The following is a 14387-nucleotide window of genomic DNA, read 5'->3' on the forward strand; positions in this document are numbered from 1 at the left end:
GGTCATGGTGGGAGGAACTGACCACACAGCCGTGTCGACGGGCGCGTGCGGCCGGCTGATTTGCGAGGCTGACCGGCATGATGACGCTGGCGGCGTGCGCGATGCTCTCGATGCTGGTCTGGCTGGTCCTCTCGACCGGACACGGAATGTTCTGGCGGACCGGCACCCGGCTCGACGCCGCCGACACCGGCGCGACCGAGCCACCTGGCGGCTGGCCCGCGATCACCGTGATCGTGCCGGCCCGGGACGAGGCCGAGATGCTGCCGCACACCCTGCCGGCCCTGCTCGGGCAGGATTACCCGGGGCAGCTGCGAGTCCTGCTGGTCGACGACTCCAGCGACGACGGTACCGGCGAGGTCGCCCGCGTCATCGGCCGGGTCGCGGGTGCCGGTGACAGGCTGACGGTCGTCGACGGCCAGCCGCGCCCGGCTGGCTGGGCGGGCAAGGTGTGGGCCATGGAGCAGGGTGTGCGCGCGGCCGGGCCCGACGCGCGGTGGCTGCTGTTCACCGACGCCGACATCGCTCACGGCCCGCACTCGGTGACCCGGCTGGTCCGCCACGCCACCGGTCGCGGGCTCGACCTCACGTCGCTGATGGCTGTGCTGCGCACGAGCAACCGCTGGGAGCGGCTCGTCATCCCGGCGTTCGTCTACTTCTTCGCCCAGCTCTACCCGTTCCGCCGGGCCAACCGGCCGACGGCGCGCACGGCGGCGGCGGCCGGCGGGTGCGTCCTGCTGCGCCGTGCCGCGCTGGAACGCGCCGGTGGGATCGCCGCCATCCGCGGCGCGGTCATCGACGACTGCTCGCTGGCCAAGGCCGTCAAGCGCGGCGGGGGACGGATCTGGCTGGGCCTGGCCGACCGCGGGCCCGGGGGTGTGCGCAGCGTCCGCCCGTACCCCGGGCTCGCCGACCTGTGGAAGATGATCTCCCGTAGCGCGTACACCCAGCTGCGGCATTCGCCCGTGCTGCTCGCCGGCACCGTCGTCGGCCTGGTGCTGACCTACCTGCTGCCGCCGGTGGCGGCCGTGATCGGGCTGGCGGGGACTCTCGCCGCTGGCGGGGGTGCCGGGGGCACGGCCGCGCTGGTCGCCGGCATCGCCGGGCTCGCCGCCTGGGTGATCATGACTGCCACCTACGTCCCGATGCTCCGCTACTACCGGCAGCCGGTGTGGACGGCGGTGGCCCTGCCCGCCGTCGCCGTCCTGTACACGCTGATGACCGTGGACTCGGCCGTGGCGCACTGGCGTGGCCGAGGCGCCGCCTGGAAGGGCCGCGCCTACTCGCCGTCCGCCTCGTCCGCCTCATCAGCCTCGGCCCCGACGGTGGGCTCCGACAGCGCTACCGGCACCTGACCGTCCCAGCCCTTCCCCGCCACCGCCAGGCGGGCATGTTCGTGCTGGCTCTCCACGCCGGGCGTCCGCGCTGATCGTGCGGTCCTGGCGGTGGTGTGGGGGATGCAGGTGTCCCGGGTGGGGCTGGGCCGGGACACCTGCGGTGCCCGTGTGCTGGGCTGGGCGGAATCGTCGGGGGTCAGATGGTCCGCGGAGCCTGGGTCAGGGGGTGGTGCGGCGGCGGACGATGAGTCTGCGAGCGCCCAGCGCCATCATAAAAACGATCAGTACGGGGACGATCGGGAAGGACGAGGGGTGGGCGGTGCCGCCTTCGCCGGCTGGTACGCCGCCTGCCGGGATCGGCATCTTCGTGGACGGGGAGCCTGCCGACGACGCGGATGCCGAGCCGGAAGCGGAGCCGGACGACGACGTCGCCCCTGTGCCCGCTCCCGCCGCCCCCGACCCTGCCGAGTCTGAGGACGGGCCGGGTTTTCCGTCGGGGGTGAGGACCTGGTAGCGGGTGATCATGCCGCCGAGGAGGTGTTCGTTGACGTGGCAGTGGAACAGCCAGGTCCCCACGTCGTCGGGCACCATGTCCGCCGTGATCATGGTGGCGGGCAGCAGCGAGACGGTGTCCATGCGCATTCCGCTCCACAGCACACTGTTGCCGTGCCAGTGCGGGGTGTGCAGGTCCTGCTCGCCGCCCATGCCCATGACGTACCAGCGGACGTGCTCATCCTTCCTCATGGTGATCATCGGCCCGTTGCCGAAGATGTAGCCGTTGATGGCCAGCCGCCGGTTGGACCTGGTGAAGTTCACGTCGTCGCGCGCCGGATAGGGCGGCTGGGCGAAACGGCGGAGGTTCTCCTCCAGGTACGGGCTGCGGTTCTCGTCCATGATCTCGAAAAGGGCGACGATCTCGCGGTCGACGTCCTTCGGGCTGCCGTCCGGGCGGCCCAGCCCCTTGCCGGTGATGACCATCGCGCCCAGGAGGCCGGCGGCGGTGTCGCTGGCCTCCTGGGTGTGGGAGTGGTACATCCACATCACGGAACTGCCGTCGTGCGGGCCGGGGCCGGCACGGTCGGGCACCAGCCAGGTGTAGGTGTGCCGGCCGCCGGTGGGAACTGCGTCGTCGTACTTGTCCACACCGGAGGTGTTGTCGGCGTACGGCGCCCCCTCGCTGGCTTTCGTGTAGAAGACCCCGTGGGGGTGCACGCTGTCGGGAATCCGGCAGCCGTTGCGGAAGACGACTTTTATGGTGTCGCCGACCTCGGCGTGGATCGTGGGCCCCAGCAGGCCCAGGTACGCGTCCTGTGGCGGGCGCGGTGCCAGCGTGGCGAAGCCGGCGTCAGTGTAGCCACGGTAGAGGCATTTCACGTATCGCATACCGATCCGTCCCGGACCGGACTCGAGGAAGGTTTTCTCCTGCGGACTGAAGGGCTGGCCGGTGATGTCGTTGCGGTCGTCCGGGGCGTAGTTCCACACGACCTCGTCGGCACCGATGTAGTAGGTGCGCACGCGCCCAGTCGGGTGGAAGGGCTCGCCGGCGACCTCGTTCCAGTACGACCCGGCCGTGCCGGCCTGCGCACCCGGCGCGGGCCCGTCCATACCGTGGGCGCCGTGAGAGTCGGGAGCGCCGTGGGCGCTCGGTGTGTCGCCCATCGCGGGCCCGGCGGTCACCGCGGCGAGGAGCAGCACCAGCATGCCCGCTGCGGCGGCTCGCCGGACGTACCGCCGCAGCGGGCGCCGCGACCCATCCGGCCCAGCCGATCTGTCTGGTCCTCCCGGGCGTCCCAGTCCTGCCGGAGCCGTCAGAGCGGTCGGAGTTGTCGGAGTTGTCGGATCGGCTGCCGTTCCCCGGCCACGAAAGAATGATCGCGCCGCCGCTGCCCTCCCTGGCGGTCTGCCCTCCATACCTGTACGCCTGCCGGCGCGCAATTCCTCAATCACGGAGCGTGACAGTAACTGATTGTGAGCGAAGCTGTCTGGCAGGGGTCCGCATCATCCACCTACACGGTGAAAACAGCGATGTGCGCTGATACTGAACGTCACAAAAGACGATCGAGGACGGGAAGGGCGCAGAATACCGGGCGGAGGTCGGCCGGACGCCTGGTCGGATGCCGGCCAGAGAGCGTCAGACGGCGTCCGGTCGCCCGAACCGGCGGGGCGGGTCGGCTGGGGGCAGGGCCGTCGCAAACCGCGTTGGCCGCTGGCCCCCCTGATCGTGCGTCCTGGTGCATTCTTGTCGGGTCGGTGCGGGCGGGATGCCGGGAGCGAGAACGGACAGCGATGAGCATGACCGAGGACGCGACGGTCGACGGGAGCGCACCGGTACGGTGCGCCTACCCGGGGTGCCGTCAGCCGCCGAGCGCCCCGGCCGGGCCGGGGCGTCCACCCGCGTACTGCGACGATCCCGCCCACAACCGGCTGTCGGCCTACCGCCGTAGACGGGAGCTCGCCGGGCAGTCCGGGCCGGGAGCGGCCGGGATGGGAGTGGTCATCGGCAAGGCCGGCTCGGAGCGCGCCGCGGGCGCGCGCGGGCGGGCCGACGTGATGGCCGAGCAGATCACCGCGCTGGCCGGCAACCTCACCCAGACGCTGGACGCCTTCGTCCGGGAGATGACCGCTCTCGGCGACATAGCCGCCACCGAGGCGCGGGTGGAAACGGTCGAGGCGGAGGCGGCCGAGCGCGTCGCCGAGGCGATCGCCCGGGCCGTGCGAGCCGAGCAGACCGCTCGTGAGGCGCAGGTCGCCCGGGACGAGTCGGAGGCCGTAGCGGCCGAGGCGGTCGGCGTGGTCGACACGTTGGAGGAGCGGATCACCGCTCTGGAAGCCGAACGCGACGCGTCCGCGGCGGCCCGGGCGCAGGCGCAGGCAGCGCTCGAGCAGGCCCGCGCCGAGGCCGCCGCGGCGGCGGAAGCGGCACGGCAGGACACCGAGGCACGCCTGGACGCGGTCCGCGCCGGGGCGACCGCGGAGATCCGCCAGGCGCACCAGGCCGCGGACGCCGCCGTCCGGACGGCACGTGACGAGGCCGCCGCGGCGGTGGCTCAGGCGCGGCAGGACGCCGCGCAGGCGGTTGCCACCGCCACCGCCGCCCGCGACGCCGCGCTGGCCCGGGCCGAGGCTCTGGAGCACACCACGGCCCAGGCCAGGGCGGAGGCTGACCGGCTGCACGCCGACCTGGTACGCCAGCGCGACGCCACGGACGCCGAGATCGCCCGCGTCCACACCGACGCCGAGCGCAGGCTCGAGGCTGCCCACCGGGCCGCGGACGAACGCCAGGCCGTGCTCGCAGAGGCCAGAGCGGACGCCCGTTCCCGGGCCGAGCGCGCCGAGCGCCAGGTCGACGAGCTCACCTCCGAGCTGCGCGTCGCCCGGGCCGAGCTGGCCGCGACGCGGGCCGGCCGCAACGGTGACAGCGCGGACGGCGACGCGACGGCCGGTTCAGCGGCAGCGGGCCCCGTGACGGCAGCGGGTGCGGTGGCAGCCGGCGCGGTGGCCGCGCCGGAGCCCGCGCCGGCACGCCATCCGGTGGACCCGCCGGTCACCGCCGCGACAGTCGGATGACGACGGCCGGCCGCCGTTGTCGACCGCCATCGGGCGGTTGTCAGGCAGTTGTCAGGCGGTGGCCGGTCACCGTTCGCCGGGCCGCGACCGACATCCGTCGGACGCGGTCTTCAGGTCGCTGGCCCTTGACCCTGCCAATGACGGTCAGTTACGTTCACGAGCGGACTGGAACCATCGACTACGGTATCCGCCTCACCGGCGGACGCCACGGCCGGTTGGGCTGTCCGGGCGAGGGCCGTGGTGACGCCCGGGCCGGGCGGCTCGGTCTGTGACGGCGCATCCACCGGCGCCGACAATGGAGGTACAGGTGTACAGCGCCAGGTTGAAGCCAGCGGCAGGTACTGCGACCGACCATGTCGCGCAGGCGCGCGGCTTCACCGTCCGCCGGTACATCGACACCTGCCGCGTGTCGAGCACGGCCTGTCGACCGTGATCTGAGTGCCCGCTCGGACGTCGCGGTTGCCAGGCAACCTGGCAACCGCCCGGCGCTTCGTCGCTGTCGTCTCCGCCACGTCGTCCTGACCGGTGATCCGGTGTGTGGCCTGGCCGAGCGGGCCCAGCGCGGTACCCCGGCCCGAGCCGGCATATCCTATGTGATCTCCATGGCGTCCCCGCGCCCAGGGCAGTGATCCATCCAGTGGTGGACGCCGGACTCCAGCGGCAGGAACGGCACGATGACGATCACCAGCACCGATGTCCCACGGCGGGGCGGCACCGCCCTGTCGGACGGGTTCGTCCTGCGGGGCGTGTACGCTCTCGACGAGCACGGTTACTTCGACGGCCCCGTGGATGTCGCGGTATGCAATCGACACATCACTGACGTCCGTCCGCATCTTCCGCTGAACGCCAGCGCGGTCGATGTCGACGCGCATGGGCTGTGGCTGATGCCCGGCGTCATCGACTGCCACTCCCGTGTCACGCTCTGCACATACGATCCGCTGGAGATGATGACGACATCGCTGTCGGAGCGCTTCTTCCAGACAGCGGCGATGCTGCGGCGCACCCTGGCCGCCGGGGTGACGTACGTCCGGGACGCCGGCGGCGCGGACGCGGGTGTGCGTGACTCGCTGCTCGCCGGGCACGTCCCCGGGCCGCGGCTGGCGGTCTCGGTGGTCGGGCTGACCCGCTCGGAAGGCCATGGCGACGGGGCGCTGCTCGGCCCCGGCCTGGAGGCGCCGGAGGCTCTGACGGCGCTGGACTATCCCGGCCGGCCCCGGCATGTCGTCCGGGAGCCGGACGACATGCGCGCGGCGGTCCGCTCGGTGGTGCGGGCGGGCGCGGACTGGGTCAACATCTTCGCCAGCGGCGGCATCATGTCGGTGCGCCCGGGGCAGCCGCTGCCGGAGTTCACCGCCGCGGAACTCGCCGTCGCGGTCTCGGAGGCGGCTGCCTTCGGACGCGGGGTCATGGCGCACGCGCTGGGCGCGGCCGCCGTCGACGCGGCGGTGTCGGCCGGCGTCCGTTCGATCGAGCACGGGATCGGTCTCACGGAGCGTGAGGCCGACCTGATGGCGCGGTATGGTGTCACGCTGGTCCCCACCCTGTCGCCATACCACGAGCTGGGGCAGCTGGCCGACACCGGGCAGCTGCCCCAGTGGGCTGCCGACCGGGCGCACGTGACCCGAGCCATGCTGGCCGACACGATCGAGGTGGCCCGCGACGCCGGGGTCAGGATCGCCCTTGGCAGTGGCTGCCGGCACCGGGACCGCCACGGCGCCAACCTTGCCGAGATCACCCGGCTGCGCCAGAGCGGGCTGTCGGCGTCCGAGGCACTGCTCGCGGCGACGGCTAACGGCGCGCGCCTGTGCGGTATCTCGGAAAATGTCGGTCGTATTGCCCCACGCTATGAGTTCGACGCCATTCTGCTGGACGAGGATCCGGGCGACCTGTCGCTGTTCGAACGTCCCGACGCGGTGACGGGGGTCTTTCTCGGCGGCGTTCCCGTCGTCCCGCACAGCCGCCTGCCCGCAGCCATGACCGTACCTGTGGGCGGTGACCTCCGGCCGTCCCCGGTGCCCGGCCCCGTTGGTGACCTGCCGCCGGCGGCAAATCCCGCGACGCCCTGAGAACTTCGGCCGGCCCGCCACCGGCCGAAGTTCCTGTCGGTGGCGGGCCGATGTGCTGTTGCCGGCGTGTCACCAATGTGTGTCCGTTGGCGCGCCGGGAACAGGAAAAGAACCGAACAAAACCCGCTAATATCCGCGAACACGTCGATTCCGCCGCTCTTTTCGTTACGCGAATCGCCGCTGAATTGGCCCGCGGGGGCGTTGACCGCCACAGTTGCCGATGCGCGTTCGTCATACGAGGCTTATCGTTGGTCCGAACCCCTCACGGAACGGCGGAACATTCGACGTGAGCGGTTCGCAGTACCCATCGGAGGCTGCGGTTCACGCCGCGCGACCGTCAGGAGGGCCATCGTGCAACATGCCGAGAAGATCAGTAATGAAATGCGCAAGGCGATCGACAACTGCATGTCCTGCTCGACCACGTGCGAGGAGACGATTGCCTACTGCATGGACATGCCGGGAACGATGATGGACGCGGCGAACATGCGTGTCCTGATGGACTGCGCGGCCGTCACGAAGGTCTGCGCGGACATGATGTGCCGCATGTCGTCGATGTACCGGGAAATGTGTGCCATGTGTGCGCGCATATGTACCATGTGCGCCGAGATGGCCATGAAGATGCCCGGCGACGCCCAGATGATGAAGCTGGCGGAGGCGTGCCGTGCGTGCGCCGCCTCCTGCCAGACGATGGCCGGTGCCACGGTCTGAGCCTCGGCACGGCCTGACGTCCGCAGCCCTCTCCTGATCGGCGATGGTGGGGAGCACGGACGTGTCACCGTCGGATCCGGGACGTCACGGGGCGCCATCCGTGTCGCCCGGACCCGACGGAAAACCCACAGGTACCCGCCGGCGCCGTCCTCGTCCGGCATTGTTCCGGGTCGGCGCTGTTCCTGGCGGCTGCCGTCTCCTGCCGGTTCTGTCTGTCAGCTCTATCTGATATTACTGTCGGTGCCGACCGGGATACCGGCCGGGATGTTCGGTCGGTCGGATTTCGTGGCGGCCACCAGAGCGGGCGAGACGGTGTCGGCGCCATGATGACGGGTGTCTTTCCGGACCTGATAGACCCAGCTTCTGCTGACTTTCACCCCCTGCGCGGCCAGCAGCGCGACGGCATCGGTGGCAGCGCCTCCGGTCTGTTCGAGCGCGCGGACAATGGCATCGCGTTTTCCGGCCGCGTCCAGTGCGGTCAGTGTAACAGGAAGTGATGCGGACGCCGTCGCCATGGATATCGGAACGGGTCCGTTGTGCTCCGCGCCGGACTTGTCTTCGTTCGACTTTCCGGCTTCGCCGGGGTTTTCGGCCGGTCGGGCGCTGATGCCCGCGACCAGGATGCCCGCGGGCGGCCGGGCGTTGGTACCCGTGTCCGGGCGGGTGGCAATACCAGCCGTGCCAGCAATGCCAGCCGTGCCGACCCCGTCGGCCGGGATGCCGGGCGACGACGGTGATGCCGGCGCAGCGCGGTGCACGGCCGGTCGTGCCGCCAGTTGCTCACCGCGCTGCGCCGGAACCGTGATCGGGATGTCGGCGGGCCGCCGGCCGCCCGCCGTACCGCGGCCGGCGTGGATCTGGCGCATGAGCAGCTCGTAGGAGCCGAGCAGTGCCAGCGGCGGCCAGCCGGCGATGATCCTGGCCGCCAGGGTGGGCTCGGCGTGCATGACGTTTGCCGCCAGCGACGCGCACGCACCCAGCGTCAGCAGCGTGTAGGACAGCCAGGAGCGGGGGTGCCCGGCACGCCGGTCCCGCAGCATCGTCATGGACGCGGCCACGATCAGGCCGTCGACGCTGAACGGGATGACCGTCGCGGCGAGGCGGTCCTCCCCCTGCTCAAGGGCGACCCCGCGCATGTGCCGGTAGGAGACGAAGGCAGCCACCGCCGCGACCGCGACCACCGCGACGATGGTGGTCGCCTGGATGGCCCGCTCCGCCCGCGGCTCGGCCTCGCCGTCCGGCCCGGTGCCGCCACCGGGCTGCGCCGTGTTCCCCGGGATTCCCGGGCCTGCCACATCATGTGGGCCCGTTGTGTTCCCTGGGCGCTTCCCCGGGCTGCTTCCCGGGCCGGTGTCAGCTGGCCCGGGTGAGCCGTCGGGGACGGTGCCGCCTGGCGCGAGGGCGCTCGGAACGGGCTCACCGCCGGGTGGTACGGATCCGCTGTCGACCGTCACGGCAGGTCCTTCCTGGAGGGCCGGCAGGCTGGTGCGGTTTCCACCACTTACCAGCCATCCTGACGCCTGCCGGCCCGTCCAGGTTGCGGGCCTGCGAGGAGTTTCTCATGGTGACTGGTCAACTACGATTCCGTGGCCGGGATGGTCAGCGTCCGGACACGCCCGCAGCGCGGTCCGGCCGCCGTAGCGGCCATTACTATCCATAACCGGTAGGTTCGCGGCGCGGACGGCGCGGACGGCGCGGACGGCCGACAGCGGTCAGGTGGGCAGGTAGCCCGGCAGCCCGCCGCGCTGACGCGGGCGGCGCAGGACCACGCGCCGGGAGCCGTCCGGGAACAGGCGCAGCCGCTCGAGCTCCCAGTCACCGAACTCGGCGTGCAGGGTGAGGACAGCCAGAGCCTGCCGGCGGTCCGTCCCGGGCGGCAGGTACAGCCGCTGGTACTCCACGTCCATGACGTCACCGTAACGACGAGGTGGACCGCCGGTGTGACGAACCTGTAAGAGCACCCGGGGACAGATGGGGGCTACCGGGTACCGTGGTTACGGTACGTAAAAGCCCTACGGTACGTACAGGCCGAGGAAGGCCAGGGACGCGTACACCACCATCATCGCGGCGCACGCCGTCAGCACGGCGCGGAACACCTCGTCACGGCGGGTCAGCGCGGCCGCGACGAACAGGAACGGGAACGCCCCGTAGGCATACCGCTCGCTGGAGTCCAGGTTGCTGCCGGTCAGGAGCACGGCGACGGTCAGCGCGGCCCACAGCGGATAGGACGCCGGCAACGTACGCACCATGACCACGAGCAGGACGGCGACGAGCAGCAGCCACGGGACGTGCAGCGCGGTGCCCACCTCGCCGTGGACGGCACCTCGGGCCGCCTCCCAGAGCACCGCCGCGGGATTCGAGGAACTGCCGTGCAGCGACTGCTGCCGCTGCAGCCGGATCGGCGCGAGGGCGTCCCCGTGGGCGATTCCCGCCCACAGCAGGTAGCCGCCCAGGCCCACGGCCGGCGCCGCGACGGCCGCCGCCCGCCGCAGCCGGTCGGCCGTCGCGGCGGCCGTGATCCCGCGGGCCGCCTCGAGAGCCACCGGGGCGACCAGCAGGACGCCCACCGGCCGGCACAGCCCGGCGAACAGCCCGCAGACGGCGGCGAGCTCCCAGCGCCGGGAGCGGATCCCGGCGAACACCCCGACGGCCAGCAGCCCCCACAACGCCTCGGTGTAGCCCATGACCAGCACGAACGCGGGCGGGGCCAGCGAGGCCAGCCAGATCACACGGGAGACCGCCGCGGGGCCGAAACCCTCCCGGCGCGCCAACTGGGCAAGCGCCGCCACGAAGGCGAACGCGGTCAGGTTCACCAGCACGACCAGGGTGACGCGGACCCCGGTGTGCCCACCGAGCCCGGGCAGCACCGTGACCGCACGCACCAGCAGCGGCAGCAGGGGGAAGAACCGCAGGCTCTGCTCGCCGGACCCGGCGTACCCGTGCTCGGCGATACCCGCGTACCAGCCGGCGTCCCACCCGAGCGGGCCGGTCAGCGTCAGCCCGCCGGTGCCCACGCCAGTGCCAGTGCCGCCGTCCGGATGGGCGGCCCGCACCTGCCCGTCGATGTAGTGGGCCAGCGCGTACGCGGCGGCGGTCGCCACACGCGTGGCGAGCCAGGCGAGGGCGATCTCACGCAACGGCAGCTCACGCCACCACGCGGGCCACCTGGCAGACCATCGCGCGCGCCACCGCGGTGGCCGGGCGTGCTGATCGGCCCGGCCAGCACGCCAGCGGCGGCCGATCGCCGCGAGCTTCGGCGTCCGCCCGGTGGTCTGCCCGGACGGACGCCGCGGCAGGACGGCACCGTCCCGCCGGGACGCAGCGCGCGTACGATGCGTGCGCACGCGGTGAGCGGCCACCGTCACACGGACAGCGGCCATCGATCCGTCCGACCGAAGATCCACCAGAGCGTCCCGGCGGCTACGGCTGGAAGCGCAGCAGGGCGAAGTTCTCCCAGACCCTGGCCGGCTGGCCCTGTTCCATGACCTGGTCGACGCGAGGGCGCTGCGCCTCAAGACGTCCGCGCACCTGGGTGCACAGGGTCTCGTAGGTGCGGTACGCGCCCGACCCGGCGAGGAAGACGGTGTTGCCCGGGCCCGCCTCCGCCAGCGCCCGGTCCGCGACGGCCACCCCGTTGGCGGTGGTGTTGCGATCCTCGTAGTCCGTCCAGTCGACCCGGTCGGGTGGGGCGTAGGTCGGGACGACGTGCACCCGCATCCACGCCGGTACCGTGCGGGCCAGCCCCGGGCCGAGCTGGTCCGGGCAGACCAGCAGCACGTCGCCGGGCCGCCCGAGACGCTCGAGCACATTCGCGGCCTGTCCGGCCTGGGTACGGGCGCGGGAGAGGTCGGTGTAGCCGCCGACGAGCCCGAGCAGCGCGCACGCCAGGGCGATGCCCCGGAACAGCCGGCTGTCGACGATGACGGTCATCCCGAGGCCGATCACCAGCAGGAACGGGACGAACGCGGTGGCGGTGTAACGGTCGGCCCAGGCGTTGCCCACCACCTTGCCCACGGCGACGGCCACCACGAGCGTGAGGGTGGCCAGGAAGAACAGCGTCCGCCCGGGTTCGAGCCCCTTCAGGTCCACCATCACGTACCGGCCGTCGATCGCCCGGCCGGCCATCCCGGCGGCGGCGAGCCCGGTGATGAGGAACAGCAGCGTCCGCCCGCCGGTGGTCGGGCCGCCCGCCCACTGCCCGTAGGCGTGCGAGATCGCCGCGAACGTGGCCGGCTCGCCCCACGGCGTCCCGGTGTGCGTCAGCTGATAGTGGAAGCAGCCCAGCCAGGGGGCGAACACCACCGCCCCGCCGACGATGCCGCCGAGCGCTGTCAACGGTGCCCGCCGGCCCCAGCCCGGCCGTGGCCGCACCGTGACCAGCAGCAGCCAACCGGCCACCGTGAACAGCAGGTAGAGGCACCAGTAGTGGGTCAGCGCCAGCAGGCCGGAGCACAGCGCCAACGCGACGGCCGGCCCGACCGAGCGCCGGCGCAGGGTGCTCTCCAGCGCCAGCCCGCCGGCCGCGGTCAGCAGCACCACCAGGCTGTACATCCGGGTCTCGGTCGCGAAGTACAGCGCGAACGGCGAGGTGAGATAGAGCACCACCGCCACCCGCGCGGCGCGTACCCCGACCACCCGCCGGGCCAGCAGGTACAGCGGCCCGGCCGCGGCCAGGTTCACCAGCGCCGACAGCGCCCGTACCGCGAACGTGCCGGTCCCGAACAGCTCGATCCAGCCGTGCAGCAGCAGGTAGTACAGCGGTGGTGAGCCGTCCTGGAGCAGGCCGTCGAACAGTGTCGGGCCCGACCCGGTCAGCGGGAGCCGGGCGATGGCCACGCTCTGGGCCTCGTCCAGCCACAATGCCTGCCGGGCGGAAAAACGCGCCACCACCGCCGCGACAACAATGACGAACAGCACTGCCCTGAACAGGACAGCTGCCCGGTCAGGACGCCTCAGGCCCGTGTCGGCCGGATCGGGGATGTTCTCCACCGGCCGAACCACGACATCGGTCACGGTCAGATCCTCCAGTCCCGCGACCTGGGGTCAGTGCGACGCTTTGTTGCCGGTGTAACCAGGGGAGACTTCCTCGTGGTAGTCCTCCTCGACATTGACGCTCCACACGTCGTGGTTGGTGCCGTCCACCATGTTCTGCACACTGAGCAGAGCGGTGTACATCGAGTGGTCCTGGTTGTTGTAGCGGTGCATGCCGTTGCGACCGACCGGATAGACGTTCGGTGCGACCTCGGCGAGCCATCCGCGCATGATGTCGACGTTCTTCTTGTACTCGGAGTCGTAGAACGGATAGGCCTTCGGCATGCGCACCACGAAACCGCCCTCCACCTGGTCCGCCGGTACCAGACCGAGGGCGGCGAGCTCCTTGGAGGCGAGTGCGATCAGGTCGTCGTCGGCCATCGACCAGGTCTCGTCACCTTCGAAGACGAAGTACTCCAGCCCGAGGCAGGTCCGTCCCTCCTTCACCAGGAAGGGCGACCACGACGCGAAGTTCTGGATACGCCCGACCTGCAGCTCGGGAGAGTGGATGTAAATCCAGTTGTCCGGGAAACCGGCGGATTCGGGCACCACGAGCGCGACGGTGAGGAAGTCCCGGTAACGCAGCCCGTTCGCCGCCGCCAGGACGTGCTCCGGAGCGGGGGGATCCATCGCGCGGACCAGGGAGGAGAACGGCATCGACGACACGATCTCGTCCGCGTCGTAGTGGTGCTCGCTGCCGAGGTCGGTCCGGGACGCCTCCGGCGCGCCCGCGCCCGGGCCGTACCCGCCGGTGACCACCGTGCTCACCCCGGTTGCCCGGCCGCCCTCGTGGTGGATCGCGCGGACCTTCTCCTCAAAAACGATCTTCCCGCCCCGTTCGATGATCTTGTCCGCGGCGGTCTCCCACATCATTCCGGGCCCGTACTTCGGGTACTGAAACTCCTCGATGAGGGAGGTGATGTCCTTCTGGTTCCGCTTCGGTGTGACCGCGTTCACAATGGCGTTGAACAGCGAGAGGTTCTTGATGCGCTGCGCGGCCCAGTCCGCCTCGATCGTGTTCGCCGGCACACCCCACAGCTTCTCGGTGTAGGTCTTGAAGAAGATCCGGTAGAGGCGCCAGCCGAAACGGGCCGCGACCCAGCCCTCGATTTTCGTCTGGTCCTTCGGCGGGCGGACCCGCACCCAGAAGTAGGAGAAGATGCAGCGCGCGGCCTCGAGGAGACCCAGGCCACGCAGGGCGTTGCCGGCGCGCAGCGGGTAGTCGAACAGTTTGCCGTCGTAGATGATGCGGCTCGAGCGCGGGCGCATCAGGAAGTCCTCGTCGGGCAGGATCTCGTGCCAGAGTGCCTCGACCTCGGGCACCTTGGTGAAGAAGCGGTGCCCGCCGATGTCGAACCGCCAGCCTTCGCGCTGCGCGGTACGGCTGATCCCTCCCACCACCGAGTCACCTTCGAGGACCGTTACGGGCACATCCCGTTTGACCAGCTCCCAGCCTGCTGTAAGACCTGCCGGTCCGGCTCCGATAACGACGACCTCGGGCTTTTCGGCCACTGTGCCTGACCTCTCCTCACCTTCGCACGCGACGGTCATCCGCGCGACATACCAGAAAGCCGGTGGACGATGATCCGACTTTGGCTTCTCAGTCTGGCATGCCCCCCGCGGGCGCCCGTCCGCGCCCCCTGACGGCCACGGCGAGCCGGCCGCGACAGCCTGCTCTCGC

General features: G+C 71.3%; 10 protein-coding genes. 4 read left to right on the top strand and 6 right to left on the bottom strand.

From position 1 onward, the window contains the following. Nucleotides 1–77: 77 nt before the first annotated feature. On the top strand, nt 78–1352 hold the full coding sequence (locus FSYMDG_RS11090; protein ID WP_013873588.1) for a glycosyltransferase: 1275 nt from the start codon (nt 78–80) through the stop codon (nt 1350–1352). A gap of 201 nt (nt 1353–1553) precedes the next feature. Here FSYMDG_RS11090 and FSYMDG_RS11095 read toward each other — a convergent pair whose 3' ends face one another. Then, nucleotides 1554–3035: a multicopper oxidase domain-containing protein gene (locus FSYMDG_RS11095; protein ID WP_013873589.1), complete on the bottom strand. Its 1482-nt coding sequence runs from the start codon at nt 3033–3035 to the stop codon at nt 1554–1556. A gap of 585 nt (nt 3036–3620) precedes the next feature. Between FSYMDG_RS11095 and FSYMDG_RS23060 the strand changes: the two genes are divergently transcribed. The 3 genes from FSYMDG_RS23060 (at nt 3621) to FSYMDG_RS11110 (ending at nt 7675) form a co-directional block, all read left to right on the top strand. Next, nucleotides 3621–4901: a hypothetical protein gene (locus FSYMDG_RS23060; RefSeq protein ID WP_013873590.1), complete on the top strand. Its 1281-nt coding sequence runs from the start codon at nt 3621–3623 to the stop codon at nt 4899–4901. A 674-nt stretch (nt 4902–5575) separates the two neighbouring features. Then, the gene (locus FSYMDG_RS11105) at nt 5576–6967 is read left to right on the top strand and encodes a metal-dependent hydrolase family protein (RefSeq protein ID WP_013873591.1); all 1392 of its coding nucleotides are present in this window, start codon (nt 5576–5578) and stop codon (nt 6965–6967) included. A gap of 351 nt (nt 6968–7318) precedes the next feature. Next, on the top strand, nt 7319–7675 hold the full coding sequence (locus FSYMDG_RS11110; protein WP_013873592.1) for a four-helix bundle copper-binding protein: 357 nt from the start codon (nt 7319–7321) through the stop codon (nt 7673–7675). Between the two features lie 221 nt (nt 7676–7896). Here the strand turns inward: FSYMDG_RS11110 and FSYMDG_RS23065 are convergent, their stop codons facing one another. The 5 genes from FSYMDG_RS23065 to FSYMDG_RS11135 form a co-directional block, all read right to left on the bottom strand. Beyond that, nucleotides 7897–8970 (bottom strand): DUF2637 domain-containing protein, encoded by a 1074-nt coding sequence (locus FSYMDG_RS23065; RefSeq protein WP_050803477.1) that lies wholly within the window; start codon nt 8968–8970, stop codon nt 7897–7899. Nucleotides 8971–9387: 417 nt separating this feature from the next. Then, nucleotides 9388–9582 carry a DUF5703 family protein gene (locus tag FSYMDG_RS11120; protein WP_013873594.1) on the bottom strand — a complete coding sequence of 65 codons (195 nt, stop codon included), beginning with the start codon at nt 9580–9582 and terminating at the stop codon, nt 9388–9390. A gap of 105 nt (nt 9583–9687) precedes the next feature. Further along, the gene (locus FSYMDG_RS11125) at nt 9688–11019 is read right to left on the bottom strand and encodes a mannosyltransferase family protein (RefSeq protein ID WP_237702718.1); all 1332 of its coding nucleotides are present in this window, start codon (nt 11017–11019) and stop codon (nt 9688–9690) included. Nucleotides 11020–11095: 76 nt separating this feature from the next. Next, nucleotides 11096–12688 carry a glycosyltransferase family 39 protein gene (locus FSYMDG_RS11130; protein WP_013873596.1) on the bottom strand — a complete coding sequence of 531 codons (1593 nt, stop codon included), beginning with the start codon at nt 12686–12688 and terminating at the stop codon, nt 11096–11098. A 30-nt stretch (nt 12689–12718) separates the two neighbouring features. Further along, a complete protein-coding gene (locus tag FSYMDG_RS11135) occupies nt 12719–14218 on the bottom strand; it encodes an NAD(P)/FAD-dependent oxidoreductase (RefSeq protein ID WP_013873597.1) in 1500 nt (499 codons plus the stop codon). Nucleotides 14219–14387: the final 169 nt, after the last annotated feature.

This window comes from Candidatus Protofrankia datiscae (assembly GCF_000177615.2).
Lineage (GTDB): Bacteria > Actinomycetota > Actinomycetes > Frankiales > Frankiaceae > Protofrankia > Protofrankia coriariae.

Excerpts from the sequence above, each read along its gene's own strand:
- FSYMDG_RS11090 (WP_013873588.1), top strand. The coding sequence starts at position 78 with ATGATGACGCTGGCGGCGTGCGCGATGCTCTCGATGCTGGTCTGGCTG.
- FSYMDG_RS11095 (WP_013873589.1), bottom strand. The coding sequence starts at position 3,035 with ATGCTGGTGCTGCTCCTCGCCGCGGTGACCGCCGGGCCCGCGATGGGC.
- FSYMDG_RS23060 (WP_013873590.1), top strand. The coding sequence starts at position 3,621 with ATGAGCATGACCGAGGACGCGACGGTCGACGGGAGCGCACCGGTACGG.
- FSYMDG_RS11105 (WP_013873591.1), top strand. The coding sequence starts at position 5,576 with ATGACGATCACCAGCACCGATGTCCCACGGCGGGGCGGCACCGCCCTG.
- FSYMDG_RS11120 (WP_013873594.1), bottom strand. The coding sequence starts at position 9,582 with ATGGACGTGGAGTACCAGCGGCTGTACCTGCCGCCCGGGACGGACCGC.